The sequence below is a fragment of the Halomonas sp. C10-5 genome (assembly GCF_057169305.1).
In genome coordinates, this window is sequence record NZ_CP175665.1 from 1209749 (window position 1) to 1234567 (window position 24819).

Consider the following 24819-nt stretch of genomic DNA (forward strand, 5'->3'; position numbering starts at 1 on the left):
GCCGCACCTCTTCTGGACGAGGAGGCGCGGATCAGCTGTCGGTGGGGGGATTACTGGGTATCGGGATCGGGCTGCTCGGCGGGGATCGGGTTGGCGACGCCGTCGCCCTCGGCCTGGCGGCGCTCGATATTGATCTGCTCGGACGGGTTCGCCTGTTCCTCGATGGCCAGCTCACTGGCCAACTGGAGCTCGAAGCCGTGCTCCGGGGAGAGCTCGCAGCGGCCTTCCTGACAGGCATTGATGCCGAACTCGCCGTCGCTGTCGTAGGCCGCGGCGGAGATCTCGCCACTGTAGATATGGCTGTCGTTGCCTTCGGTGTCGATGCAGGTGACGCTGGAGGTGGTGATACGGATGCGCTCGCCATCGAGCTGTGCATCGCCGACCATCACGCAGTAGTCGGGCACCTGGTGGCTACCGCTGCCATCGGCCACCGGACGCAGCAGGATGTCGTCCTGGCGCGGGGTGTCGGCGCCGAGGCTCAATGACTCGACCACCTGCACTTCCAGGCGTGCATCGGCGGGGAGCTCAAGGGTGGCGGCGGATGCCAGGGAGGGGGCCAGCAGGAGGCCCAGCAGCAGTGGTGTCTTGGTCATGTCGGGCTCTCGCGGAAAGATCTGCACAGCATGAAAGACTGCATAATATCACAGCCTGAGGTATCGGCTCACCGCCCCCTTTCGGGTGCGGCAGGATGTCGCGAGTCGAGGCAAGGCGAGAAAGCGCCGCGGGAATGCCGAACGGGGTCGGCAGGCTGCTAGACTATGGGCTTGGAGCGACAGTATCTTGTACAAATCTAAGATTCTGTATATATAGTGTATATGAAAACTGGTATCCAGTGACGACCTGACGGGGCCCCCATGACAGAAGAGCTCGCCAACCACTACCGGCAGATCATCCTCGCGCTGGGCGAGGATCCCGAGCGGGAGGGCCTGCGTGACACGCCCAAGCGCGCCGCCAAGGCCATGCAGTTCCTGAACCGCGGCTATCTTCAGTCGCTGGAGGAGATCGTCAATGGCGCTGTGTTCGAGTCGGAGACCGACGAGATGGTGCTGGTCAAGGACATCGAACTCTACTCCATGTGCGAGCACCACCTGCTGCCCTTCATCGGCAAGTGCCATATCGCCTACCTGCCTGATGGCAAGGTGCTGGGGCTCTCCAAGTTCGCGCGCATCGTTGACATGTTCGCCCGCCGCATGCAGATCCAGGAGAACCTCACCCGCCAGATCGCCGAGGCCGTTCAGGAGGTGACTGGTGCTCGTGGCGTGGCGGTGGTGATCGAGGCTCGCCATCTGTGCATGATGATGCGCGGTGTCGAGAAGCAGAACTCCAGCATGACCTCCTCGGTGATGCTCGGCGCCTTCCGCCAGAATCAGTCGACCCGCCAGGAGTTCCTGACGCTGATCAACGGACGCTGAGCCCCCAGCTCACCACTCAGGTGCATTACCCAGGAGAGTCGGCCATGCCGCTGCACGCCATCGACGACCAGCACTTCGACCATGATCTGGCGACCATTCGCATCAAGAACCTCCGCCTGCGCACGCATATCGGCATCAAGGAGGAGGAGATCAAGAACCGCCAGGACGTGGTGATCAATGCGGTGATCCGCTATCGCGCCGACAAGGCGGTGGCGTTCAACCATATCGAGCAGGCGTTGAACTACCGCACCATCACCAAGCAGGTGATCGCCCATGTCGAGGAGAATCGCTTTCTGCTGCTCGAGCGCATGACTCGCGAGGTGCTCGACCTGATCATGGCCCACGAGCAGGTGCTCACCGCCCAGGTCGAGATCGACAAGCCCCACGCCCTGCGCTTCGCCGACTCGGTCTCCATTACTCTCTCCGAGAGCCGTCAGCTTCGCTGAGAGAGCCGCAAGCCGCGTTGATGCCGGTATGCGAAAAGGTGTGCAGCGTCGCTTGGAGTGGTGGGGCCTTTGCGCTTAGCATGAGGGCAAACCGACAAATGCCGCGATGCGGCGGGAGAACAAGATGGAAGCCCTCAAGGAAACGCAGCTCTACTGCCCCTTTGCCTATATCGATGGCAGTTGGGTAGCCGCCGACAGCGGCGAGCAGATCCAGGTCGTCAACCCGGCCACCGGCGAGCCCATGGGTGATGTGCCGCGCCTGGGTCGCGCCGAGACCGAACGCGCCATCGAGGCCGCCCATGCCGCGCTGCCGGCCTGGAAGGGACTGACCGCCCTGGAGCGCGCCGACATCCTGATGAAGTGGTACGAGCTGATGCTCGAACACCAGGATGATCTGGCGATGATCATGACCTTCGAGCAGGGCAAGCCGCTCAAGGAGGCCGCCGGGGAGATCGCCTACGCGGCCAGCTTCCTGCGCTGGTTCGCCGAGGAGGCACGCCGTGTCTACGGTGATACCGTCCCCGCCGCCAAGGCCAATCAGCGCATCGTGGTGACCAAGCAGCCGGTAGGTGTGGTCGGGGCCATCACCCCCTGGAACTTCCCTGCTGCCATGATCACCCGCAAGGCCGGGGCGGCCCTGGCCGCTGGCTGTACCATCGTCTGCAAGCCGGCCAGCCAGACGCCGTTCTCGGCCACCGCCCTGGCCCTGCTGGCCGAGCGCGCCGGCGTGCCGCGCGGCGTGTTCAACGTGGTACCCGGGCGTGCCAGCGAGATCGCCGCGGCCATGACCGAGTCGCCGCTGGTGCGCAAGATCACCTTCACCGGCTCCACCGAGGTCGGGCGTGAGCTGATGGCCAACGCCTCGCAGCATATCCAGAAGATCTCCCTGGAACTGGGCGGGAATGCCCCCTTCATCGTCTTCGAGGATGCCGACCTGGACGCCGCGGTGGAAGGCGCCATGGCGGCGAAATTCCGCAATGCCGGCCAGACCTGTGTGTGCACCAACCGTTTCCTGGTGCAGTCCAGCGTGGTCAACGCCTTCTGCGAGAAGCTCGCCGTGGCCATGAACAGCGAACTCAAGGTGGGCGATGGTACCCAGGAGGGCATCAACATCGGCCCGTTGATCGATGAGAACGCCGTCTCCAAGGTCAGCGACCACGTCCAGGACGCCGTTAATCACGGCGCCGAGCTGCTGCTGGGCGGCCACCCGCACCCGCTGGGCGGTAACTTCTTCTCGCCGACCCTGATCAGTTTCGCCACCGACCAGATGAAGGTGGCCCGGGAGGAGACCTTCGGCCCGCTGGCCGCGGTGTTCCCCTTCGATGACGAGGAGAGCGCGGTGGCGATGGCCAACGATACCGAGTACGGCCTCGCCGCCTACTTCTACTCCCGTGACCTAGGCCGTGTGTGGCGCGTCGCCGATGCCCTGGAGTACGGCATGGTCGGCATCAACACCGGCCTGATCTCCAACGCTGCTGCTCCCTTCGGTGGGGTCAAGGAATCGGGCCTCGGCCGCGAGGGCGGTCACCAGGGGCTGGACGAGTTCCTCGAGACCAAGTACCTCTGTATCGATCTGGGCTGATAGCGCCAAGCTGAAAGCGCCGAGCGCCAAGTTAAAAGCAGGCCCCGAAGGCTGAAACCTTCGGGGCCTGCTTTTGGACGGGTGAAAATCATTCTGGCCGCTTGGCCGCTTGGCCGCTTGGCCGCTTGGCCGCTTGGCCGCTTGGCCGCTTGGCCGCTTAATGCCTGAAGTGGCGCATGCCGGTGAACACCATGGCAATGCCCGCCTCGTTGGCGGCGTCGATCACCTCCTGGTCGCGCATGGAGCCGCCGGGCTGGATCACCGCGGCGATGCCGGCGGCGGCGGCGGCGTCGATGCCATCGCGGAAGGGGAAGAAGGCGTCACTGGCCATCACCGAGCCCGGCACCGAGAGACCCTCATCGGCGGCCTTGATGCCGGCGATCTTGGCGGAGTAGACGCGGCTCATCTGGCCGGCACCCACGCCGATGGTCTGGCCGTCCTTGGCGTAGACGATGGCGTTGGACTTGACGTACTTGGCCACCTTCCAGGCGAAGGCGAGGTCGCGCAGCTCCTGCTCGGTGGGGACTCGCTCGCTGACCACGGTGAGTTCGTCGCGGCCGACCATGCCCAGGTCTCGGTCCTGGACCAGCAGCCCGCCGGTGACGCGCTTGAAGTCGTGGGCATGGCCACGGCTGCCGGGCCAGTGGGCGCCGACGTCGAGCAGGCGCACGTTCTGCTTCTCGGCGATGATCTCGGCGGCTTCGGGGGCCACCCCGGGGGCGATGATCACCTCCACGAACTGGCGGTCGATGATGGCGCGGGCGGTCTCGGCATCCAGTGGCACGTTGAAGGCGATGATGCCGCCGAAGGCGCTGGTGGGGTCGGTGGCGAAGGCCTTGTCGTAGGCCTCCAGCGCGCTGGCGCCCACTGCCACGCCGCAGGGGTTGGCGTGCTTGACGATCACGCAGGCGGTATCGGTGAACGCCTTGACGCACTCGAAGGCGGCATCGGTGTCGGCGACATTGTTGAAGGAGAGCGCCTTGCCGTTGAGCTGTACGGCGGTGGCCACGCTGGGCTCGCTGGCATCGGCCTCCACGTAGAAGGCGGCGCTCTGGTGCGGGTTCTCGCCGTAGCGCATGGCCTGCTTCTTCTCGAACTGCAGGTTGTAGGTGCGCGGGAAGCCGTCCTCGCCGCCGGGGACCCGCTGGCCGAGGTAGTCGGCAATAGCGGCGTCATAGCCGGCGGTGTGCTCGAAGGCCTTTACCGCCAGGTCGAAGCGGGTGGCGTCAGACACGGCGCCGTCCTGGGCGGCGATCTCGCCCAGCACCCGGGCGTAGTCGCCGGCATCCACCACGATGGTGGTGTGGGCGTGGTTCTTGGCGCAGGCGCGCACCATGGTGGGGCCGCCGATATCGATGTTCTCGATGGCATCCTCGAGGGTGCAGTCAGGCTTCGCCACGGTCTGGGCGAAGGGGTAGAGGTTGACCACCACCATGTCGATGGGCGCGATATCGTGCTCGGCCATCACCGCGTCGTCCTGGCCGCGGCGTCCCAGGATGCCGCCGTGGATCTTCGGGTGCAGGGTCTTGACCCGGCCGTCCATGATCTCCGGGAAGCCGGTGTGCTCGGAGACCTCGGTCACCGCGATGCCGTTCTCCTTGAGCAGGCGAAAGGTGCCACCGGTAGAGAGCAGTTCGACGCCCCGCTCGCTTAGCCCGCGGGCGAAGTCGACGATGCCTGTCTTGTCGGAGACGCTGATCAGGGCGCGGCGAACCGGGGTGGGGGAGGTTTGGGCCATGGGGATACTCTCTTGACGGCTGGGCGAGGGAAAGGGTGGTGGCGGGTCGGGCGACGCGCCGAGGGGAGCCCGTAGGCTCCCCTCTTGAATGGGATCAGATCAGATCATACTGCTTGAGCTTCTTGCGCAGGGTGCCGCGATTGAGGCCGAGCATCTCGGCGGCGCGGGTCTGGTTGCCCTGGGTATGCTCGAGCACCGAGGCGAGCAGCGGGGCCTCGACCTCGGCCATTACCATGGCGTAGAGCCCGGTGACTTCACCGCCATCGAGATGGGCAAAGTAGCGGCGCATGGAGAGGTCCACCGCTTCGCGAAGCGGCTGCTGGCCACCTTCCTGCACTGAGAGATCAGGCGTGGCATCGTCCAGTTGGCGGCCTGTCGAAAGCTCTGGGTCGGATGGAAGGGCTTGGCTGTTCATGCGGCTCGTGTTCCTTTCGCGGTCGCACCCGACTCGTCAGGCGCGGTGGCCGACGAATGGGCATGACCAAAGAGGTCATCGATGAAACGGTGCTGGTCGGCAGTGCTCTCGAGGCGGTTGAAGCACCCCCTCAGCTCGCGCCGCTGGGCCTCATGGAAGCGATCGTCGCCGGCCAGGTACCAGCCGACGTGCTTGCGTGCGATACGCACGCCCATGAAGTCACCGTAGAAATCGTGGAGCGAGTCCAGGTGGTCGCGCAGCACGCCGGCACGCTCGCCGTCACTCGGCGGCAACAGGGGTTCGCCATGGCGCAGATAGTGGTTGATCTCGCGGAAGATCCAGGGATTGCCCTGGGCGCCACGCCCGACCATCACCGCATCCGCTCCAGTATAGTCGAGGACCTCGGCGGCCTTCTCGGGTGAGTCGATATCGCCGTTGGCGAACACCGGAATCTTCACCGCCGCCTTGATGGCGGCGATGGTGTCGTACTCGGCGCGTCCGGCGTAGCGCTGCTGGCGGTGACGACCGTGCACCGCCAGGGCCTGGATGCCGGCGTCTTCGGCCAGGCGTGCCACGCGCAGGCCATTGTTGCTCTCGGCGCACCAGCCGGTGCGGATCTTCAGGGTCACCGGCACGTCGACTGCTGCCACCACCGCCTCGAGGATCTCGGCCACCAGCGCCTCGTCGCGCAGCAGCGCGGAGCCGGCCGCCTTGTTGCAGACCTTCTTGGCCGGGCAGCCCATGTTGATGTCGATGATCTCGGCGCCCTGGTCGGCGTTGAGGCGGGCGGCCTCGGCCAGCATCGCAGCGTCGCCCCCAGCAATCTGCACGCTGCGCGGCCCGGGCTCGCCGCGGTGGTCCATGCGCAGCCGCGACTTGCGGGTGTGCCACAGGTTGGGATCCGAGGTGACCATCTCGCCAACCACCAGCCCGGCACCCAGGCGGCGACACAGCTGCCGGAAGGGGCGATCGGTGACACCGGCCATCGGCGCCAGGATGGCCCGGTTGGGCAGGGTATGGTCACCGATGCGGGGCAATGGCTGGCTGGAGTCGGACATGGCTCGGGGCAGTGGCGGCAAGAGGGGGCATATCATACGCCCCCCGCCGGACAGGGTGAAGTGGCAGTCGGGCGTGGCTAGCTCGGGCGACGACCGGTGAGACGGACCCAACCCTCGCGGGTGACCGGCTCGTCCATGCGCAGGCCCTGTTCACGATAGGCCTGGAGTACCTCCTCGGCCTGGGCCGCGAGGATGCCGGAGAGCGCCAGGCGTCCGCCGGGGGCGATGTGTCCGGCGATCATCGGCGCCATCTCGACCAGCGGCCCGGCGAGAATGTTGGCCACCACGACCGGAAAGGCCTCGCCGTCGTCGAGCTGCTCCGGGTAGCAGAGGCGCAGTGCGTCCTCGGCGACCTCGTTGCGTTCGGCGTTGTCGCGGCTCGCGGTGAGCGCCTGGGGGTCGATATCGGTGCCCGTCGCGCTGGCGGCCCCGAGCTTGAGGGCGGCGATGGCGAGTATTCCCGACCCGGTGCCTATGTCGAGGATCGCCTGGCCGTCGAGGGCCTCGCTTATCGCCAGGCCGTCGAGCCAGGCCAGGCAGAGTGCGGTGGTGGGGTGGGTGCCGGTACCGAAGGCGAGACCCGGATCCAGGTGCAGGTTGACCGCGCCCGGTTCCGGGGGCTCGTGCCAGCTGGGCACGATCCACAGCCGTTCACCCATCTGCAGCGGCGTGAAGTCATCCATCCACTCGCGCTCCCAGTCGCGGTCGGCGAGCAGCTCGACCTCGATCTCGGGGCAGGGCTCCTCGGGCTGCTCGGCAGCCCAGGCCTGATGCACCCGTTCGAGCATGGCATCGACCCCCTCTAGGTCGTCGTAGAGCCCGGTGAGTACCGTCTCGTGCCACAACGGAGTGCTACCGCGCTCGGGCTCGAATACCGGGTCGTCATGGGCGTCCTGAAGGGTGATGGCGGTGGCCCCCTCGGCGAGCAGCAGCTCCTCGAGGGTCTCGGCCTGCTCCGGGGCGATATGGGCCTTGAGTTGAAGCCAGGGCATAAAGGTTCCCGTGGTGGCTCAGAAATAAAAAGGCCGCACGGCGGTGTCGATGCGGCCTGGAAAAATGGCTTGGCTAGGGGCGCCGGGGGCAGACTTGGAGGGGGGGCTACGCCAGGGATGGCGTCGGTAGCGCCCAAGGAGGGGGTCACAGCGCCCCCGAACAAGCCTGCCGCCGGATCAGCCCCGAGCTATGTGGCACTCGGGGTTGAAGTGGCTGAGGATCAAAGAGTTACAGCCCCAGCTTCTTCTCCAGATAGTGGATATTGACGCCACCCTGCCGGAAGTAGCCGTCACGCACCAGATCCTTGTGCAGGTCGGTGTTGGTCTTGATGCCCTCCACCAGCAGCTCGTCCAGGGCGACCCGCATGCGGGTCAGCGCCGTCTCACGGTCGGCACCCCAAGTGATCAGCTTGCCGATCAGCGAGTCGTAGTGGGGCGGCACGGTGTAGCCGGTGTAGAGGTGGGAGTCCATGCGCACGCCCAGGCCGCCCGGCGGGTGATAGAGGCTGACCTTGCCCGGAGAGGGCATGAAGGTGCGCGGATCCTCGGCATTGATGCGGCACTCGAAGGCGTGGCCGCTGAGCTCCACATCCTCCTGGCGGATGGAGAGCGGCAGACCGGAGGCGATGCGCAGCTGCTCCCGGACGATATCCACGCCGGTGACCATCTCGGTCACCGGGTGCTCTACCTGCACGCGGGTGTTCATCTCGATGAAGAAGAACTGGCCATCCTCGTAGAGGAACTCGAAGGTGCCGGCGCCGCGATAGCCGATGGTGATGCAGGCCTGGCGACACGCCTCGAGCACTTCGGCGCGGGCCTCGGGATCGAGCATCGGCGCGGGGGCCTCCTCGATCACCTTTTGATGGCGGCGCTGTAGCGAGCAGTCGCGGTCATAGAGATGGATGGCATTGCCCTGGCCGTCGGCGAGTACCTGCACCTCCACGTGGCGCGGATTCTCAAGGAACTTCTCCATGTAGACGGTGCCGTCGCCGAAGGAGGTGTGGGCCTCAGTGCGGGTCACGTTGACCGCGGAGAGCAGGTGCGCCTCGGTGTGCACCACGCGCATGCCGCGCCCGCCGCCGCCGGCGGCGGCCTTGATGATCACCGGGTAGCCGATGCGGCGTGCCGTGGCCAGGATCTCGGCTTCCTCACCTTCCCCTTCGGGCAGCGGGCCGTCGGAGCCCGGCACCGTGGGTACGCCGGCCTTCTTCATCGACTCGATGGCGCTGACCTTGTCGCCCATCAGGCGGATGGTCTCGGCCTTGGGCCCGATGAAGGTGAAGCCGGAGCGCTCCACCTGCTCGGCGAAGTTGGCGTTCTCGGAGAGAAAGCCGTAGCCGGGGTGGATGGCGCTGCTGTCGGTGACTTCGGCGGCACTGATCAGCGCCGGGATGTTGAGGTAGGACTGGGCCGAAGGGGCCGGCCCGATGCATACGGCCTCGTCGGCCAGGCGCACGTGCATCAGCTCGCGGTCGGCCTTGGAGTGGACCGCCACTGTCCTGATGCCCAGTTCCTTGCAGGCGCGCAGGATGCGCAGGGCGATCTCGCCGCGGTTGGCGATAAGAACCTTGTCCAGCATGATGGGTCCGCCAGTATCGGGTGAATGAAGAGCTAAGCGATGCTCAGGCGATGACGGCCAGCGGCTGGTCGAACTCTACCGGCTCGCCATCCTCGACCAGGATGGCCTCGACTACACCGTCACGGTCGGCCTCGATCTGGTTCATCATCTTCATCGCCTCGACGATGCACACCGTCTCGCCCTTCTTGACGTGGGAGCCGACCTCGACAAAGGCCTTGGCGCCCGGGGCCGGTGAGCGGTAGAAGGTGCCTACCATGGGAGAAGTGATGGCCTGGCCCTGGAAGCTGGGACCTTCGGCGGCGACCGGCTCGGCGCTCTCGGCGGGTGCCGGAGCCGCGGCGGGAGCCGGATGGGGGGCCGGGGCGTAGCCTTGGGGCATGCTGGGCTGCCAGTTCACGCCGTTGGGGTGGCGGCTGATGCGAACCGACTCCTCGCCTTCCTGGATCTCGATTTCGCTGATGTTTGACTCTTCGAGCAGCTCGATCAGCTTCTTGACCTTGCGGATATCCATGACGTTCGTCCCGATCGGTTGGGTGCGGTGAGTGGCCGTTGGCCCGGTGCTGTCAACCATGGCCAAGTTTCATTAGATCGCGGCAAGATAGCGACTCTTCCGCCTCTACAGGCCGTTAAAAGAGGGTAGCGCAGGAGTTTGCCGAAAAACCGGGATGATGTCCAGCGCAGACGAAAACGCCGTTCACGCTCCGCTGAGCGGCGCGTGAACGGCGTCATGATGCGTGTTTCAGGCGTTGCCGGCGTTACGCTCCTCGAGCCAGCCGAGCACGCCTTTCAGGTGTTCCGCCAGTGGCTCGGCGCGGGTCTCGCCCTGGATGCGAGCCGAGCGAATCTCCTCGCCGGCGTGGAAGAACAGCAGGCTGGGTGGCCCGAACAGCTCGTAGCGGTCGAGCAGTTCGCGACTGGCGGCATCGGTGTCGGTCACATCGACGTTGATTCGGGCAAAGGCGGCCAGGGGTTCGGCGACCCGGGGGTCGGGGTAGACCTGACGCTCGAGCTGCTTGCAGGAGATGCACCAATCGGCGGTGAAGTGGACGAAGGCGGCCTGACCCTCGGGTACCGAGGCGAGTGCCTGTTGCAGTCCGTCGAGCTCGTCAACGGTGGTCACCTCGGCAGCGGGCTGGGTGCCACCTGACGCCGGCCCGGTGCCGGCAGTCAGCGGTGCCAGCGGACGCAGCGGATCGCTGGCACCACTGGCCGCTCCGAGCACCAGGGCCACCCCCCATGCCAGCAGCAGCAGCCCGAGCGCCTGGCGGGCCCGTGCCCACCCCTGGGGCAGGTTGGTGGACATGGCGCCGAGTGCCAGGGCGGTACCGACCGCCAGGGCGGCCCACAGCAGCAGCACGGCGGCTGCGGGCAGCAGGCGTTCGACCAGCCAGATCGCCACCCCCAGCAGCAGGATGCCGAAGGCGATCTTGACACCGTTCATCCAGGCACCACTGCGCGGCAACAGGGTGGTGCCGAAGGTGCCCACGAGCAGCAGCGGCACCCCCATGCCCAGGCCCAGGGCGAGCAGGGCGCTACCGCCCATCAGGGCGTCGCCGGTCGTGGAGATGAATACCAGGGCACCGGCCAGCGGCGCCGAGACGCAGGGCGAGACCACCAACACCGACAGTGCGCCGGCCAGGGCCAGACCGGCGGGGCCGCTCTGCTGGGCGCGCGCCTGCCAGCCGTCGATGCGGCCGGCCAGCCGGGGGGAGAGACGCATCTCGAAGGCGCCGAACATGGCCAGGGCGAAGAGGGTGAAGAGCACCGCGAAGGTGATCAGCACCGGTGCCGACTGCAGGCGCGCCTGGAGGTTGAGTCCGGCCCCGAACAGGCCCATCAGCACGCCGACCAGGGCGTAGGTGAGCGCCATGCCGGCCACGTAGCTGGCGGAGAGGGCGAAGGCGCGTGGCCGGCTGGGGTTCTGGCCAACGATGATCGACGACAGGATCGGCACCATGGGCAGTACGCAGGGGGTGAAGGTCAGCCCCAGTCCGGCGAGGAAGAAGAGCCCCAGTGCCAGTGGCAGGCTGGCCTCGGCCATCAGTGACTGGAAGCGGCCGTCCTCGCTCTGTGGTGCCGCGAAGTCGCCGGGAGAGCCAATAGCACCGGCCTGCTCCCCGCCGCCCCCCGCGGCGGAATCGCTGTCGCCATCCGATGGCTGCCAGCCAGCGAAGGCCGCCGGTGCCTGCTGCTCGTAGGCCTCCAGGTCGACACGCTCGGGGGGGTAGCAGAGCCCGGCATCGGCACAGCCCTGGAAGGTCAGGGTCAGCGGCAGCACACCGCTCTGCGGCTCCTCGAGCGGCACCTCGAAGACCACGCGGTCGCGGAAGATATAGACGTCGCCGAGGAATTCGTCGCTTGTGAAGCTGCCCTCGGGGAGCTCGGGCTCGCCCAGGGCGACCTCGGAGGCCACATCGAACTGGTGGCGGTAGAGGTAGTGCTCTTCCTCCACGTCGACGCCAACGTAGAGGGTCTCGCCATCATGCCAGGCACTGGGCTGGAAGGCCTCCAGCACCGGCAGGAACTCCTTTTCGTCGTTGCCGAACCACTGGGCCTGGGCGGCGATCGGCATCAGCAACAGCAGCAGGGCCGTCAGGGCAGTTCGTCGAAGGCTGATCACGGAAATCCTGTCCTTGGTTGGTGTGTGGCTGGCGATCAGACTCCACCCGTTGCCCAGGGTTCCGGTGCCAGTCCGGTAGTGGCCCTGTGGCTCGGTAGGGTGGATGAGCTGACCGCTTGCGCGGGTCGGGTGCTAGGATAACGCAGGGGAGGGCGTGTCTTCATCGAGTGGCGTGGCGAGAGGTGTGCCACGTTGTCGCACGCTCCCATGTCTCGTATCGGAAAGGAACCTGCACATGGCTTGGATGGGCAAGGGCGGCGCCAGGCGTCGCGAGAGAGTTGAAGCACTGGAGCGCCCCGAATACGGCTGGATCTGGAAGCCGTTGCTGACGCTGCTGGTGATCTATCTGGTAGTGACGCTGGCCCTCGGGATCTGGTGGAGCCGCACACCGGCGCCGCACAGTGTCGAGCAGGTACCCATGGAGCGGCGTGGGGATGCCGGTGGCGAACCCGCCGCGCGAGGCGCGGTGACGGTGGCGACCCTGGCCTCCATCGTCGAGACCCTCTACGACAAGCCGGGCGGCTACCTGCGCAACGACCGGCTGCCGCCGGGGCTGTGGCTGGACAATATGCCGAGCTGGGAGCGGGGTGTGCTGGCCCAGGCCAGGGATCTGGCGCGGGCCCTGCCTTCCATGCACCCGAGTGAAGTGGAGCTCCTGGAAGAGGCGATCCGTGGTCTGGCCGGAGATGGCCTCGACTGGTACCGGCCCGCCACCGAGACCCATCTGGCGTCGGCGGTGGCCGCCCTGGATAGTCAGCTGGCGGCGCTGGGTGGCATGCAGGCCGAGGGTTTCGTTCCCGGGGCCGGGCTGCGCCGCTGGCTGGCCGATGTCGGGGTGCGCCTCGACGACCTCTCCCTGCGCCTGGCCTCGGGCGCCGGCGGGCACCAGTTGCTGCGTGAGCTGGCCATTGATCGCGAAGCCCTTCCCGAGGGCACCCCCTGGTATCGGGTTGACAACGTCTTCTTCGAGGCGCGCGGCACCAGCTGGGCACTGGTCCAGATGCTCGAGGGAGTGCAGCGCGACCAGGCCGATATTCTGGAAAGTGCCGGGGTGACCGAGCGCTGGGAGCGCCTGCGTGCGGAGCTGGCCATGACCCAGCGACGCCTGTGGAGCCCGGTGGTGATGAGCGGCTCCGGCTTCGGCCCCTTCGCCAACCATACGCTGGTGATGGCGCTTCATGTCAGCCGGGCCCGCGACCTGGTCGAGGAGATCACCACGGTCCTTGGCGAGAATGCCGCCCAGAATGCCCCTGGCGATGAAGTGACCCAGGTGCCCGCCAGCGAGCCCAAAGTGGTCGACGTGGAGCGTGAGACCCAGGCCGCGACGGAAGCAGCTGATCAACAGGAGGCCGAGCAGTCAGAGGCTGGCCAGGAAGAGGCCAGTAAGGAAGAGTCCGGTCAGGAAGAGGCCGGTCAGGAAGAGGCCGGTCAGGAAGAGGCCGGTCAGGAAGAGCCGGCACCACAGGCCAGCGAGTAGCCGGTATCAACCGGCCCAGTGAAGGGCTGGCCGGGTTTGGCAGGCGACAAATGAAGCGGGCCGCCCCTTGGGCGGCCCGCTTCACGTCTGACTCGAGTCCAGGCGGCCGAGGGCCGCAGTCGGACGCGAATTCAGGCCTTGTGATAGGCGGCGGCGGATTTCTCGATCGCCTTGCGGGCCGCCTCGACGCCTTCCCAGGACTCCACCTTGACCCACTTGCCCTTCTCGAGATCCTTGTAGTTCTCGAAGAAGTGGGCGATCTGCTGGCGCAGCAGCTCGGGCAGGTCGGTCACTTCCTGGACGTCATCGTAGAGGCTGGAGAGCTTTTGATGCGGTACGCAGACCAGCTTGGCGTCCTCGCCGGCCTCGTCGGTCATGTTGAGGATGCCGACCGGGCGGGCGCGGATGATGCTGCCGGGCTGGACCGGGTAGGGCGTCACGACCAGCGCGTCCAGGGGGTCACCGTCGTCGGCCAGGGTGTGCGGGATGAAGCCGTAGTTGGCCGGGTAGAACATCGGGGTGGCCATGAAGCGGTCGACCAGCAGGGCGCCCATGTCCTTGTCGATCTCGTACTTCACCGGCGCGTGGTTGGCCGGAATCTCGATCGCCACGTAGAGGTCGTTCGGGAGATCCTTGCCGGCGGGGATATTGTCGAAGTTCATCGTCGCTTCCTTGGGTTTTGCAAATGGCGGTTGTCAGTTGGGCTTGGCAAATCGCGCGGGAAAAATCCGCAGAATTATACGGGCCCACCGGTTTGAATACCAATTCGACCTAGGTGCCGTCGCCCCAACAGGGCGGCACCTTCGGAGGGGCACCGTCGTGGCGTGCTCCCGTGTATGATGGGCGCCGCCCCGGAGCGCGGCTTCGGGCAGGCAACCATCGGGCAAGGAGGGGTAAGTGGCTCCCGCGCAGCTGTCATTGAGTTTTGGTCAGGCCTTCGTGGCGCCGGATCGTCGGCGCCATCGCAGCTCCATGTCGGTGCGCCTGCCCGAGGCACCCCAGCTCAACGCCAAGGGGGCCTGTGCGCTGATCAGCGATGCCACACTGCGCAACAGTATGGCCAAGCAGGCCGGGGACCTCAGCGTGCGCAGCTTTCTTGCCGACTACTACTCCACCCCCGACCACTGGGATGTCAAGACATCAGCGACCCGAGTACTGCGTGCCCTCAATGCCTGGACCTACAGCCAGAGCCGCCAGGTGGCGGAGGGCAGCTATGTCACCTCGCTATCGGCACTGGTGCTGCGCGGCACCGAGGCGCACCTGTTCCATATGGGCGATACCCTGGTGTTTCGACTACGCGGGGCGGAGTTCGAGCAGCTGACTCGTGACCATGTCACCGACCTGGGGGGCTATCGCTACCCCTCCCGTGCCCTGGGCATGGATAACAGCATCGACATCGATTATGCCCGTTTTCCGGCCAAGCAGGGGGACCTGTTCCTGTTTACCACCCAGGCGGTGCTGGGCACCCTGATGCCGTCGGAGTATGTGCAGCTGATTCGTCAGGATGCCAGCGACCTCGATGCTGCCTGTGACCGCCTGGCCGAGGCGGCGGTCCAGCGCGCCCAGTCCCGCGGCTACGGGGCCGATCAGTTCTGCTTCCAGCTGGTGCGCATCGATGAGCTGCCTGACGTCCAGTCCGACAGCCCGGCCAAGGTATACGGCGAGCTGCCGATCCCTCCGGAGCTCTCCCCGGGGGATCGCCTCGACGGCCTGGAGGTGCAGGCCGTGCTGTCACGCACCGCCCAGTCGCGGGTCTACCGAGTGAGTGACCTGCAGAGCGGGCGTGTGATGGTGATGAAGGCTCCGAGCCCCGAGCTCTCCCATCGCAATATCTACCTGGAGCACTTCCTGCTCCAGCAGTGGGTCGTGGAGCGCGTCAAGTCACCCTTCGTGGTGCGCGTGATGGAGCCATCGCGGCCCCGGCGCTATCTCTACTACCTGATGGCCCATGTCGAGGGCGAGTCGCTGGTCGAGTGGGCGCGGCGCCATCCCCAGGCAACCTTCGCCCAGCGCCTGGATATCGCCAACCAGCTGGGCAAGGCGGTACAGGCCCTTCACCATCGGGAGCTGCTGCACCAGCAGATCCATCCCGGTAACGTACTGATCGATACCCATGGGCAGGTCGTGTTGACCGACTTCAGTGCCTGTCGAATGCGTGACGGAAGCGGACACAAGGATGCCCGCGAGCTGCTGCGCTCGGTGGGGCTCACCGAACACAGCGCCCCGGAGTACGCCCTGGACGACGATATCGGGCGGCGCAGCGACCAGTACTCCTATGCCTCCACGGTCTACTGGCTGTTGACCGGCGAGCTGCCCTACGAGGTGCCGCCCAACCGACTGCTGCGCCATACCGACCTCGAGCAGCTGGTCTACCGCAGCGCACGTCAGCGCAACCCCGAGGTACCCCAGGCGCTGGACGAGGCGTTGCGCCGGGCGCTGGATCCCCAGCGCGCGCTGCGCTACCGACGCATGTCGGAGTTTCTGCGCGAGCTGCGCCAGCCGCTGGCGATCTCTCGCGACGCCTCAGCATCGCGCATGAGCCCGCGTCGATTCCGTGATTCCGGCCACTTCTGGCAAGGCATCGCGGCGATCCTATTGCTGCTGCTGGTGCTTTCCTGGTTGCTGCGTTAAAGCGCCGAGTGGCAAGTGACAAACAAGCCCCGCCGGCATTGCCAGCGGGGCTTGCTTGCCACTTTCTACTTTTTACTCGAGCTCACGCTAGGTGCTTATAGCTTGAACTCTGGCAGCTTGCGTTCGACCCGGTGCTTGGCCAGCTTCGCCACCCGGGGCAGGCCGTTGTCGAACGGCGGGAAGTCCTCGCCCTGGATCAGCGGTGACAGGTACTGGCGGCAAGCGGCGGTGATGCCGAAGCCATCCTCGCTGATGAAGTCGCGGGGCATGAATTTCTCGCGGTTGGCAACCTCGGCCAGCGGGGCGGCCTCGATGCGCCACTCGTAGGGCGTGTCAGAGACACGCTTGATCGCCGGCATCATCGCGTTCTTGCCCTCGATGGCCAGCTCCACCGCCTTCTCGCCCACCGCGTAGGCCTGCTCCACGTCGGTCTTCGAGGCCAGATGGCGTGCGGCGCGCTGCAGGTAGTCGGCTACCGCCCAGTGGTACTTGTAGCCCAGGTCCTGCTTGACCATGCCGGCCAGGGTCGGCGCCACGCCGCCCAGCTGGCGGTGGCCGAAGGCGTCGGTATTGCCGGCATCGGCGAGGAAGGTGCCATCCTCGTAGCGGGCGCCTTCGGAGACCACGATCACGCAGTAGCCGTACTTCTTCACCGCCTCGTCGACGCGGGCCATGACCGCCTCGCGGTCGAAGGCGATCTCGGGGAAGATCACCAGGTGGGGCGGCTCGCCCTCGCCCTGGCCGGCAAGGGCCCCGGCGGCGGCGATCCAGCCGGCGTGGCGGCCCATCACCTCGAGCACGAACACCTTGGTGGAGGTGGCGCACATGGAGGCGATGTCCAGCGAGGCCTCCAGGGTGGAGGTGGCGATATACTTGGCCACACTGCCGAAGCCGGGCGAGTTGTCGGTGATCGGCAGGTCGTTGTCCACGGTCTTGGGGACGTGGATGGCAGTCAGCGGATAGCCGAGCTTCTCGGAGAGCTGGGAAACCTTCAGGCAGGTGTCGGCGCTGTCGCCGCCACCGTTGTAGAAGAAGTAGCGGATGTCGTGGGCGCGGAACACCTCGATCAGGCGTTCGTACTGGGCGCGATGGCTCTCGATGTCCTTGAGCTTGTAGCGGCATGAGCCGAAGGCGCCGCCCGGGGTGTGGCGCAGCGCGGCGATCGCCTCGTCCGATTCCTGGCTGACGTCGATCAGTTCCTCGGTGAGGGCGCCGATGATGCCGTTGTGGCCGGCATAGACCTTGCCGATATGCTCGGGGTGGCGGCGGCAGGCCTCGATCACGCCGCAGGCGCTGGCGTTGATCACGGCGGTGACGCCGCCGGACTGGGCGTAGAAGGCATTATGGGCCATGGGGCTTGTCTGCTCCTGGTCGTCGCTGCTGTTCGGGTTGAATGGGGCGAAAGTCGAAGGATTCTAGCCGAAAGCCCCTCGCGCTGCACCCGGGGGAGCTGGAGGGCCTCGTCGGGGCCATGCTAGTCTCGCCACTCTCCGCGCCATGCCGGCGCGGCCACCGGATCCATGCTGGAGCGAGTCCCATGCACCTTCACATCCTCGGAATCTGCGGCACCTTCATGGGCAGCCTGGCGCTGCTGGCCCGGGAGCTGGGCCATACGGTCAGCGGCTCGGATGCGGGCGTCTATCCGCCCATGAGTACCCAGCTCGAGGAGGCCGGTATCGCCCTGTGCGAAGGGTATTCGCCCACCAACCTCGAACCGCGCCCCGATCTGGTGGTGATCGGTAATGCATTGTCGCGGGGCAATCCCGAGGTGGAGGCGGTGCTCGATGTGGGCCTGTCCTACGTCTCAGGCCCCCAGTGGCTGGCCGAGCACGTGCTTCCGGGCCGACGGGTGGTCGCCGTGGCCGGCACCCACGGCAAGACCACCACGGCGAGTCTGGTTGCCTGGCTGCTGGAGTCGGCGGGCCTGGTGCCGGGCTTCCTGATCGGTGGTGTGCCGCGCAACTTCGGTGTCTCGGCACGCCTCGGCGCTGCGGATGCGCCCTTCGTGGTGGAGGCCGACGAGTACGACACCGCCTTCTTCGACAAGCGCTCCAAGTTCGTTCACTACCGCCCCGAGATCGTCGTGCTGGGCAACCTGGAGTTCGACCACGCCGATATCTTCGAGGACCTGGCCGCCATCGAGCGCCAGTTCCACCATCTGGTGCGCACCGTGCCGGGCAAGGGGCTGCTGCTGGTGGCCGACGACGAACCGGCGCTGGAGCGCGTGCTGGCCATGGGGGCCTGGACCCCGGTGGTGCGCTTCGGCGAGGCCCCCGCGAGCCCCTGGCGGCTCGAGCTGGAGCGCGACGACGCCTCGCGCTTCCGGGTGATACATCAGGAGGGCCAGGGCAAGGAAAGCGTCAACGAGGATGCGGTGGTCGACTGGCCACTGACCGGCACCTACAACGCCCGCAACGCCCTGGCGGCGCTGGCCGCCGCCCACGCCTGTGGAGTGGATCCGGCCCGCGGTGCCGCCGCCCTGGCGCGTTTCGAGTCGCCGCGGCGGCGCCAGGAGCTGCGCGGGGAGGTGGCCAATATCCAGGTGATCGACGACTTCGCCCACCACCCCACGGCCATCGCCGCCACCCTCCAGGGACTGCGGGCCGCCACTGCCCGGGGCCGGCTGTTGGCAGTGGTCGAGCCACGCTCCAATACCATGCGTCTGGGCACTTTGCGTGAGCGCCTGGCGGAAAGCGTGGCTGCCGCCGATGTCGCCTTCTGGTATCGCCCCGAGGGACTGGACTGGCCGCTGGAGCCGATCATCGCGGCGAGCCCGGTGCCGGCACATCTGGAGCAGGACCTGGACGCCCTGGTGGCGGCCCTGGTCGCCGAGGCCAGGCCCTATGACCGGATCGTGGTGATGTCCAACGGTGGCTTCGGCGGTATCCACGAGAAACTGCTGGTGGCATTGGAGGCTGCCCATGGCTGAGGACCTTGCATCCCCGGTAACCGTGGCGCTGACCGGTGCCTCCGGTGTCCAGTACGGGCTGCGCCTGATCGAGGCGCTGGTGGCGGCGGACCATGAAGTGTGGGTGATGATCTCCAAGGCGGCCCATCTGGTGATCGCCACCGAGACCGACGGCGAACTGCCAGCCCGCCCCGAGCGACTGGCCGCGGCCCTCGCGGAGCGCAGCGGGGCCCGGCCGGGCCAGATCCGCTGCTTCGGACGTGAGGAGTGGATGGCACCGGTGGCCTCCGGCTCCGGGGCGCCTTCCGCCATGGTGATCTGCCCGTGCTCCACCGGCACCCTCTCGGCGGTGGCGACGGGGGCCAGCAACAACCTGATCGAGCGTGCCGCCGACGTGGCGCTCAAGGAGAGGCGCACCCTGATCCTGGTGCCGCGGGAGACGCCGCTCTCGGCGATCCATCTGGAGCACATGCTCAACCTGACGCGCCTGGGGGCGGTGATTCTGCCCGCTGCGCCGGGTTTCTATCACAAGCCTGCATCGATAGACGACCTGATCGACTTTATCGTGGCGCGAATCCTCAATCAGCTGGGCATCGAGCATCGTCTGGTGCCGCGCTGGGGCGAGGGCGCGTAAGCGAAGCGTCACCCATCCCTGCCACCCTGGACTCCTGCCGCTACACCAAGGATTTGGCATGCTGAACCTCTCACTGCTCTCGGTCTTCGTGCCGACCTTCTTCCTAGTCTCCCTTACCCCCGGAATGTGCATGACCCTGGCCATGGTGCTGGGCATGACCCAGGGGGTGCGCCGCAGCCTGTGGATGATGGCCGGGGAGCTGGTCGGGGTGGGGCTGGTGGCCGCTGCGGCAGGCGCCGGGGTAGCGGCCCTGATGCTTCGCCAGCCGGAGCTCTTCGCGCTGTTCAAGTGGCTGGGCGGGGCCTACCTGGCTTATCTGGGCATCATGATGTGGCGCTCCCGGGGGCGCATGGCGATCCCCGAGGAGGGGCTTGCGGTGGCGCCCGCCGGGCGCGTGCAGCTGGCCACCCAGGGCTTCGTCACCGCGGTGGCCAATCCCAAGGGGTGGGCCTTCTTCGTGGCGCTGCTGCCCCCCTTCCTCGATGCCGAGCGGGCCCTGGCCGGCCAGCTCGTCGTGCTGGTGGCGCTGATCCTGACCATCGAGTTCATCTGCCTGCTGCTCTACGCCACCGGCGGCAGCCGGCTGCGCCGCTTGCTGTCGCGAGGCGGAAGCGTGCGCCTGCTCAACCGCATCGCCGGCACTCTGATGGTCGGTGTCGGCCTGTGGTTGGCACTGGGCTAGACCGGCGGCAACCAGGCGATGCGTGCCGCCACCAGAGCCAGCGAGGCCGCCGTCAGCCAGGGCCAGGGGCAGGGGGCGAGCGGGGGCCGCGGTCGTGCCTGCCAGGCCAGCTGTACCAGGGCGCAGACCACCAGGCCCAGCAGGGCGCCGCCAACCAGGTCGCTGAACCAGTGCACGCCGATCACCAGGCGTGACAGCGCCATGAGGGTGGCGGCGAGGATGGCCGCCCAGTAGGCCCAGTGGCGCCAGGCCGGGGCGAGCTCCCGAGCGGCGAAGGCCGCGGCCAGGCCGAACAGGACTACCGCACTGGAGGCGTGGGCGCTGGGGTAGGAAAAGGAGTCCGCCAGGTGGGCGGGGAGATCGGGTCGCGGCCGCGCGAAAAGGGCCTTTCCCAGGCTATTGAGCGCCGCGATCCCCACCAGCCCGGCGGTGATGTGCCAGAAGGCATCCAGGCGCCGCCGCCACACCAGCCACACGCCCCAGGGCAGGCTCAGCGCCACCACGCCGAGCAGGTCGCCGATGCGTGCCAGTCCCTCGCTGGCCAGGGTCAGGGCCGGCAGTGCGAGTGCCGCGAACAGCCCCTGGATCTGCTGGTCAAGGGGCAATGGGCCATGCAGGTCATGCTGCATCACCAGCAGGGTCCAGCCCGATACCCCGCCCAACGCCAGGATCAGCAGCATCAGGCTGGCTAGCGGGACCTCGCCGCTGCCGCTCTGGCGCAGCCACAGGTTGCGCAGCAGGGGGTGTCGCCGGGCCAGGCCGGCGGTCAAGCGGTAGACGCGACCGCGCCTGCCGGCGTGGTGACGCAGCCAGGAGAAGGCCACCGCCAGCACCAGCAGCATCACGAGCAGCACCGCCAGCAGCTTCTTGAGCGTCGGGGGTACCTCGAGCAGCTGCTCCCAGGTGCGTCCCAGCAGGTAGCCTGGCAGCACATAGGCCGGGGCCCACAGCGCCGCGGAGGCGAGGTTGGCCCAGGTGAAGGTGCGCGGCGACATGTGCAGCATGCCGGCGATCAGCGGCACCATGGGCCGTACCGGCCCCACGAAGCGCCCCAGGAACACCGACAGCACGCCGTAGCGCTGGAAGAAACGGGCGCCGCGGGCCAGGAACTCCGGGTGGCGCGACAGCGGCCAGCGCCGGGTGACGCGCTCGCGCTGGGTGTAGCCGAGCACGAAGCTGGCGCCGTCGCCCACCACCGCGCCGAGGAAGGCGGCGAACAGGGTCGCCGGCAGGGCCAGCTCCTGGTGCCCGGCCATGGAGGCGGCGGCGGTGATCAGCAGCACGCCGGGCACCAGGACCCCCACCAGCGCCAGGGACTCCAGCATGGCGATGCAGGCGATGATCAGCAGCAGCAGCCCCGGTGAGGGGGTGAGCTGGTAGAGCAGCTGGGCAAGGTTCATGACAGGCCTCCCGGGGCCGGAGCGAGCAGGGGCTCAGCCATCGGCGAGGCGTCGTGTGGTGGCATCCAGGCGGTGCTTGAGTGCCATGAAGGTCTGTCCGGGGGAGTGGGCGCAGGTGGCGCCGCGTACCTCCAGGCCCCCGGTGTCGTTCAGCATGGCGCCGGCCGCTGCTTCCTCGATGCGCTGGCGCACCAGCAGGGCCCCGCTCTCGGTGGTGTCAGGAAGCACCAGCCAGAAGTCGGCTCCGCCAATGCGGCCCAGCAGGTCGTGGTCGCGACTGTACTCCGCCACCGTCCTGCAGAAGGCGTCCAGTAGGGGCAGTCGGGCGGGGTCTCCGAACTGTTCATCGGCCATCTCCAGCTGTGGGAGGTGCATCACCACCACGGCGAGTCGTTGGTCCAGCAGCCCGGCACGCTCCACCTCGCTCTCCAGTCGTTCGAGCAGTGGCGCCGACCTCAGGGCGGTGCACTCCTCGTCGCGGGGGTCGGTGGCCATCAGCAGGGCCCGCTGGTGGCGTATTCCCCAGGGGGCGAGCCCGGCGGCGAACACCAGCGTCAGGTAGGCGAGTGACAGCGGCAATGACAGGCCGCCGTCGGCCAGCAGCAGCCAGATCGGCGCCAGAGTCAGGTTGAGCAGCGTGGCCGGTCCAAGCGGCAGGAGGAGGAGGGTCAGCACTGCCGGGAGTCCCAGCCACAGCAGTGCCAGATGGCCTTCTCCCGGCAGGGTGGTGGCGACTATCAGGTAGCCGCAGATCAGCACCAGGTAGGCCGAGAGGCGTGCCGTCTCCTGCTGACCCAGGCGCATCAGCGCGGCGGTCAGCAGCAGGGGTGCGAGCAGGGCCGGCAGCAGGATCTGCGTGTAGTCGCCGACCAGGTAGTGCCATAGCGCCTGGCCGAGCAGCAGCACCGCACCCAGCGCATAGAGTCCCGCCAGCAGCCGTGGGGTCTCAGGTATCGGCATCGGGCGTCGCTCCCTGCGTCGCGCTTCGAGTGGTGGCCTGCTTCTCCAGGGCGCGGAACTCCTCGGTCAGCGAGTGGGTGCTTGTCAGCGGCACTGCCCTCACGCGCTCCACCTCGCCCAGGCGCTGCAGCAGAGTCGCGCGCCTGCTGGCCGCCTGGGCGGCGTCGCGACAGACCAGCAGGGCCGCCAGGGTACGGCCATCGAGTCGATAGCAGTGCTCGAAGCGTCGGGTCATGTCGCACAGTTGTCGTGCCACACGCCACAGGTGACGCCGTCGGGTGCGTACCAGCAGCAGCTCGCTGTGGGTGCCGTCGCGCCTGCCGCGACCACGCTCCCGGGCCAGGTCACGGGCCAGGCTGGCGCGAGGCCAGAGGCGCAGCCCCGGCTCCAGGCTGACACGTCCCCTGGCCTGGCCATGCAGAGGTATCAGCCGGCGTGCCCGGGCGAGGCCGAGTGCCAGCAGCAGGGCGAGCACCAGGCCGGCGGCCAGTGCCTGTTCGACGGGAAGCAGGCGTGCCACCCAGGCCCAGGAGAGGGTGGCCAGCAGCACGTTGAGGGCGGCCATCCAGGCGGGCTGGGGCAGCATCACCAGGGCGGCCCATCCCCATAGCCAGAAGGGGTAGTGTTCGGCGGATGTCCACAGCAGGGCACTGAGCAGCAGGCTGGGCAGCAGCTGCCAGGGCACCAGGGGAGGGCGGCGATGGCTGAACTCGACCAGACCGGCACTGATGGCGAGCCAAGCCGCCGCCAGGCCGAGCAGCATGCCTTCGGAGAAATCGCGGGCGGTCGGCACCATCAGCGCCGGAAGCAGGGCCGCCAGCAGCAGGTTGAGGCGCAACAGGCTGACTTTGTACTTGCTCTGCATGGTGGCTTACTATGACTCCCTTTCCGCGATGTGCCCACTCGGCGCCAGTATAGCGCCGTTCCGGCACGTTCAGGCCACGCCCACAGGAGATACCCTCTGGCATGACAGCTCAAGTCCAGCGCGACGGCGCCGCCGCGGCAGGCGCCGAGGAGATCCGCGATATCGAAGCCTACATGACCGGCCTGGGGCAGGCGGCGCGGCAAGCCGCCGCGGTCCTGCGTCGCACGCCCACTGGGCCCAAGAACGCCGCGCTGCTGGCCATGGCCGAGGCCCTGGAGGCGGCGCGGGGTGAGGTGCTGGCCGCCAATGCCCGCGATCTCGCCCGCGGGCGTGAGAGTGGCCTGGATGCCGCCCTGCTCGACCGCCTGGCCCTGGATGACGGCCGTGTCGATGCGATGATCGAGGGGCTCTCCCAGGTGGCGGCCCTGCCCGATCCGGTGGGCGAGGTCGACGGCCTGCGCGCTCGTCCCAGCGGCATCCAGGTCGGTCAGATGCGCGTGCCCCTGGGGGTGATCGGCATCATCTACGAGTCGCGCCCCAACGTCACCCTCGAGGCGGCCAGCCTGTGCCTCAAGTCGGGCAATGCCGCCATCCTGCGCGGCGGCTCCGAGGCGCGCGACTCCAATGCCGCCATCGCCGCCTGCATCCGCGAGGGCCTGGCCGCCGCGGGACTCCCCGAGGGGACCGTGCAGGTGGTGGCCACCACCGACCGCGCCGCCGTGGGTCGCCTGATCGCCATGCCCGAGTTTGTCGACGTGATCATCCCGCGGGGCGGCAAGTCGCTGATCGAGCGCATCACCCGCGAGGCCCGGGTGCCGGTGATCAAGCACCTCGATGGCGTCTGCCACGTCTATCTGGATGCCACCGCGGATCCCGACAAGGCGCTGGCCATCGCGGTAAATGCCAAGACCCACCGCTACGGTACCTGCAACACCATGGAGACCTTGCTGGTGGATGCGCCGCTGGCCGAGTCCCTGCTGCCGAAGCTGGCCGCGGCCTACGCCGAGCATGGCGTCGAGTTGCGTGGCTGCGAGCGCACCCGGGAAGTCCTCCCGGATGTGGTGGCGGCCGGCGAGGAGGACTGGCACGCCGAGTACCTGGCCCCGGTGCTGGCGATCCGCGTGGTTGATGGTATCGAGGCCGCCATGGCACATATCGAGCGCTACGGTTCCCACCATACCGACGCCATCGTCACCGAGTCCTGGACTCTCGCCCGGCGCTTCATGGCCGAGGTGGATTCCAGTTCGGTGATGGTCAACGCCTCGACCCGTTTCGCCGACGGTTTCGAGTACGGACTGGGCGCCGAGATCGGCATCTCCACCGACAAGCTGCACGCCCGCGGCCCGGTGGGGCTCGAGGGTCTCACCACTCGCAAGTACGTGGTGCTGGGCGACGGCCAGGTTCGCCAGTGAGCGAGCCG

General features: G+C 67.6%; 22 protein-coding genes. 9 read left to right on the top strand and 13 right to left on the bottom strand.

Annotated features, from left to right (window positions below):
- Window positions 1-50: 50 nt before the first annotated feature.
- A complete protein-coding gene (locus tag ACJ7IV_RS05700) occupies window positions 51-593 on the bottom strand; it encodes a hypothetical protein (protein ID WP_483866160.1) in 543 nt (180 codons plus the stop codon).
- Window positions 594-854: 261 nt separating this feature from the next.
- Between ACJ7IV_RS05700 and folE the strand changes: the two genes are divergently transcribed.
- From folE to ACJ7IV_RS05715, 3 genes are all read left to right on the top strand, one after another.
- Window positions 855-1412, top strand: coding sequence for a GTP cyclohydrolase I FolE (gene folE, locus ACJ7IV_RS05705; RefSeq protein WP_213312506.1), 558 nt, complete (start codon window positions 855-857; stop codon window positions 1410-1412).
- 44 nt (window positions 1413-1456) lie between these two features.
- The gene (gene folX / locus ACJ7IV_RS05710) at window positions 1457-1858 is read left to right on the top strand and encodes a dihydroneopterin triphosphate 2'-epimerase (protein WP_205743548.1); all 402 of its coding nucleotides are present in this window, start codon (window positions 1457-1459) and stop codon (window positions 1856-1858) included.
- 124 nt (window positions 1859-1982) lie between these two features.
- Window positions 1983-3440, top strand: a complete 1458-nt coding sequence (locus ACJ7IV_RS05715) for an NAD-dependent succinate-semialdehyde dehydrogenase (RefSeq protein WP_483866161.1) — start codon at window positions 1983-1985, stop codon at window positions 3438-3440.
- A gap of 157 nt (window positions 3441-3597) precedes the next feature.
- Here ACJ7IV_RS05715 and purH read toward each other — a convergent pair whose 3' ends face one another.
- The 7 genes from purH to dsbD form a co-directional block, all read right to left on the bottom strand.
- Window positions 3598-5178 (bottom strand): bifunctional phosphoribosylaminoimidazolecarboxamide formyltransferase/IMP cyclohydrolase, encoded by a 1581-nt coding sequence (gene purH / locus ACJ7IV_RS05720; protein WP_483866162.1) that lies wholly within the window; start codon window positions 5176-5178, stop codon window positions 3598-3600.
- A 94-nt stretch (window positions 5179-5272) separates the two neighbouring features.
- Complete coding sequence (gene fis / locus ACJ7IV_RS05725) at window positions 5273-5593, bottom strand: DNA-binding transcriptional regulator Fis (RefSeq protein ID WP_161432749.1); 321 nt, start codon at window positions 5591-5593, stop codon at window positions 5273-5275.
- A complete protein-coding gene (gene dusB, locus ACJ7IV_RS05730; protein WP_483866163.1) occupies window positions 5590-6651 on the bottom strand; it encodes a tRNA dihydrouridine synthase DusB in 1062 nt (353 codons plus the stop codon). Before dusB ends, fis begins: the two co-directional genes overlap by 4 nt.
- Before the next feature lie 77 nt (window positions 6652-6728).
- Window positions 6729-7643, bottom strand: coding sequence for a 50S ribosomal protein L11 methyltransferase (gene prmA / locus ACJ7IV_RS05735; RefSeq protein WP_483866164.1), 915 nt, complete (start codon window positions 7641-7643; stop codon window positions 6729-6731).
- 229 nt (window positions 7644-7872) lie between these two features.
- Window positions 7873-9222, bottom strand: a complete 1350-nt coding sequence (accC, locus tag ACJ7IV_RS05740) for an acetyl-CoA carboxylase biotin carboxylase subunit (protein ID WP_161432751.1) — start codon at window positions 9220-9222, stop codon at window positions 7873-7875.
- A 43-nt stretch (window positions 9223-9265) separates the two neighbouring features.
- Entirely contained in the window at window positions 9266-9733 is a 468-nt protein-coding gene (gene accB / locus ACJ7IV_RS05745; RefSeq protein WP_483866165.1) for an acetyl-CoA carboxylase biotin carboxyl carrier protein, read from the bottom strand.
- Window positions 9734-9961: 228 nt separating this feature from the next.
- A complete protein-coding gene (gene dsbD, locus ACJ7IV_RS05750; protein WP_483866166.1) occupies window positions 9962-11842 on the bottom strand; it encodes a protein-disulfide reductase DsbD in 1881 nt (626 codons plus the stop codon).
- Window positions 11843-12077: 235 nt separating this feature from the next.
- Here dsbD and ACJ7IV_RS05755 point away from each other — a divergent pair, with 235 nt between their 5' ends.
- Window positions 12078-13319 carry a DUF2333 family protein gene (locus ACJ7IV_RS05755; RefSeq protein ID WP_483866167.1) on the top strand — a complete coding sequence of 414 codons (1242 nt, stop codon included), beginning with the start codon at window positions 12078-12080 and terminating at the stop codon, window positions 13317-13319.
- Between the two features lie 131 nt (window positions 13320-13450).
- Here the strand turns inward: ACJ7IV_RS05755 and ppa are convergent, their stop codons facing one another.
- The gene (gene ppa / locus ACJ7IV_RS05760) at window positions 13451-13981 is read right to left on the bottom strand and encodes an inorganic diphosphatase (protein ID WP_483866168.1); all 531 of its coding nucleotides are present in this window, start codon (window positions 13979-13981) and stop codon (window positions 13451-13453) included.
- 235 nt (window positions 13982-14216) lie between these two features.
- Here ppa and ACJ7IV_RS05765 point away from each other — a divergent pair, with 235 nt between their 5' ends.
- On the top strand, window positions 14217-15950 hold the full coding sequence (locus tag ACJ7IV_RS05765; RefSeq protein ID WP_483866169.1) for a bifunctional protein-serine/threonine kinase/phosphatase: 1734 nt from the start codon (window positions 14217-14219) through the stop codon (window positions 15948-15950).
- 95 nt (window positions 15951-16045) lie between these two features.
- Here the strand turns inward: ACJ7IV_RS05765 and ACJ7IV_RS05770 are convergent, their stop codons facing one another.
- Window positions 16046-17302 carry a 6-phosphofructokinase gene (locus tag ACJ7IV_RS05770; protein ID WP_483866170.1) on the bottom strand — a complete coding sequence of 419 codons (1257 nt, stop codon included), beginning with the start codon at window positions 17300-17302 and terminating at the stop codon, window positions 16046-16048.
- A gap of 185 nt (window positions 17303-17487) precedes the next feature.
- Here ACJ7IV_RS05770 and mpl point away from each other — a divergent pair, with 185 nt between their 5' ends.
- The 3 genes from mpl to ACJ7IV_RS05785 are packed head-to-tail and all read left to right on the top strand — an operon-like array spanning window position 17488 to window position 20174.
- Window positions 17488-18879, top strand: coding sequence for a UDP-N-acetylmuramate:L-alanyl-gamma-D-glutamyl-meso-diaminopimelate ligase (mpl, locus tag ACJ7IV_RS05775; RefSeq protein ID WP_483866171.1), 1392 nt, complete (start codon window positions 17488-17490; stop codon window positions 18877-18879).
- A complete protein-coding gene (locus tag ACJ7IV_RS05780; protein ID WP_483866172.1) occupies window positions 18872-19492 on the top strand; it encodes a flavin prenyltransferase UbiX in 621 nt (206 codons plus the stop codon). The genes mpl and ACJ7IV_RS05780 overlap by 8 nt, the downstream gene beginning before the upstream one ends.
- A gap of 58 nt (window positions 19493-19550) precedes the next feature.
- Window positions 19551-20174 (top strand): LysE family translocator, encoded by a 624-nt coding sequence (locus ACJ7IV_RS05785; RefSeq protein WP_232911744.1) that lies wholly within the window; start codon window positions 19551-19553, stop codon window positions 20172-20174.
- Here ACJ7IV_RS05785 and ACJ7IV_RS05790 read toward each other — a convergent pair.
- From ACJ7IV_RS05790 to ACJ7IV_RS05800, 3 genes are read right to left on the bottom strand one after another with little or no spacing between them, the layout of a single operon-like run.
- Complete coding sequence (locus ACJ7IV_RS05790) at window positions 20171-21574, bottom strand: bifunctional DedA family/phosphatase PAP2 family protein (protein ID WP_483866173.1); 1404 nt, start codon at window positions 21572-21574, stop codon at window positions 20171-20173. The genes ACJ7IV_RS05785 and ACJ7IV_RS05790 overlap by 4 nt on opposite strands.
- A gap of 33 nt (window positions 21575-21607) precedes the next feature.
- Complete coding sequence (locus ACJ7IV_RS05795) at window positions 21608-22534, bottom strand: diguanylate cyclase domain-containing protein (protein WP_483866174.1); 927 nt, start codon at window positions 22532-22534, stop codon at window positions 21608-21610.
- The gene (locus tag ACJ7IV_RS05800; RefSeq protein ID WP_483866175.1) at window positions 22521-23399 is read right to left on the bottom strand and encodes a hypothetical protein; all 879 of its coding nucleotides are present in this window, start codon (window positions 23397-23399) and stop codon (window positions 22521-22523) included. Before ACJ7IV_RS05800 ends, ACJ7IV_RS05795 begins: the two co-directional genes overlap by 14 nt.
- Before the next feature lie 101 nt (window positions 23400-23500).
- Between ACJ7IV_RS05800 and ACJ7IV_RS05805 the strand changes: the two genes are divergently transcribed.
- Window positions 23501-24811, top strand: a complete 1311-nt coding sequence (locus ACJ7IV_RS05805; RefSeq protein WP_483866176.1) for a glutamate-5-semialdehyde dehydrogenase — start codon at window positions 23501-23503, stop codon at window positions 24809-24811.
- Window positions 24812-24819 lie beyond the last annotated feature (8 nt).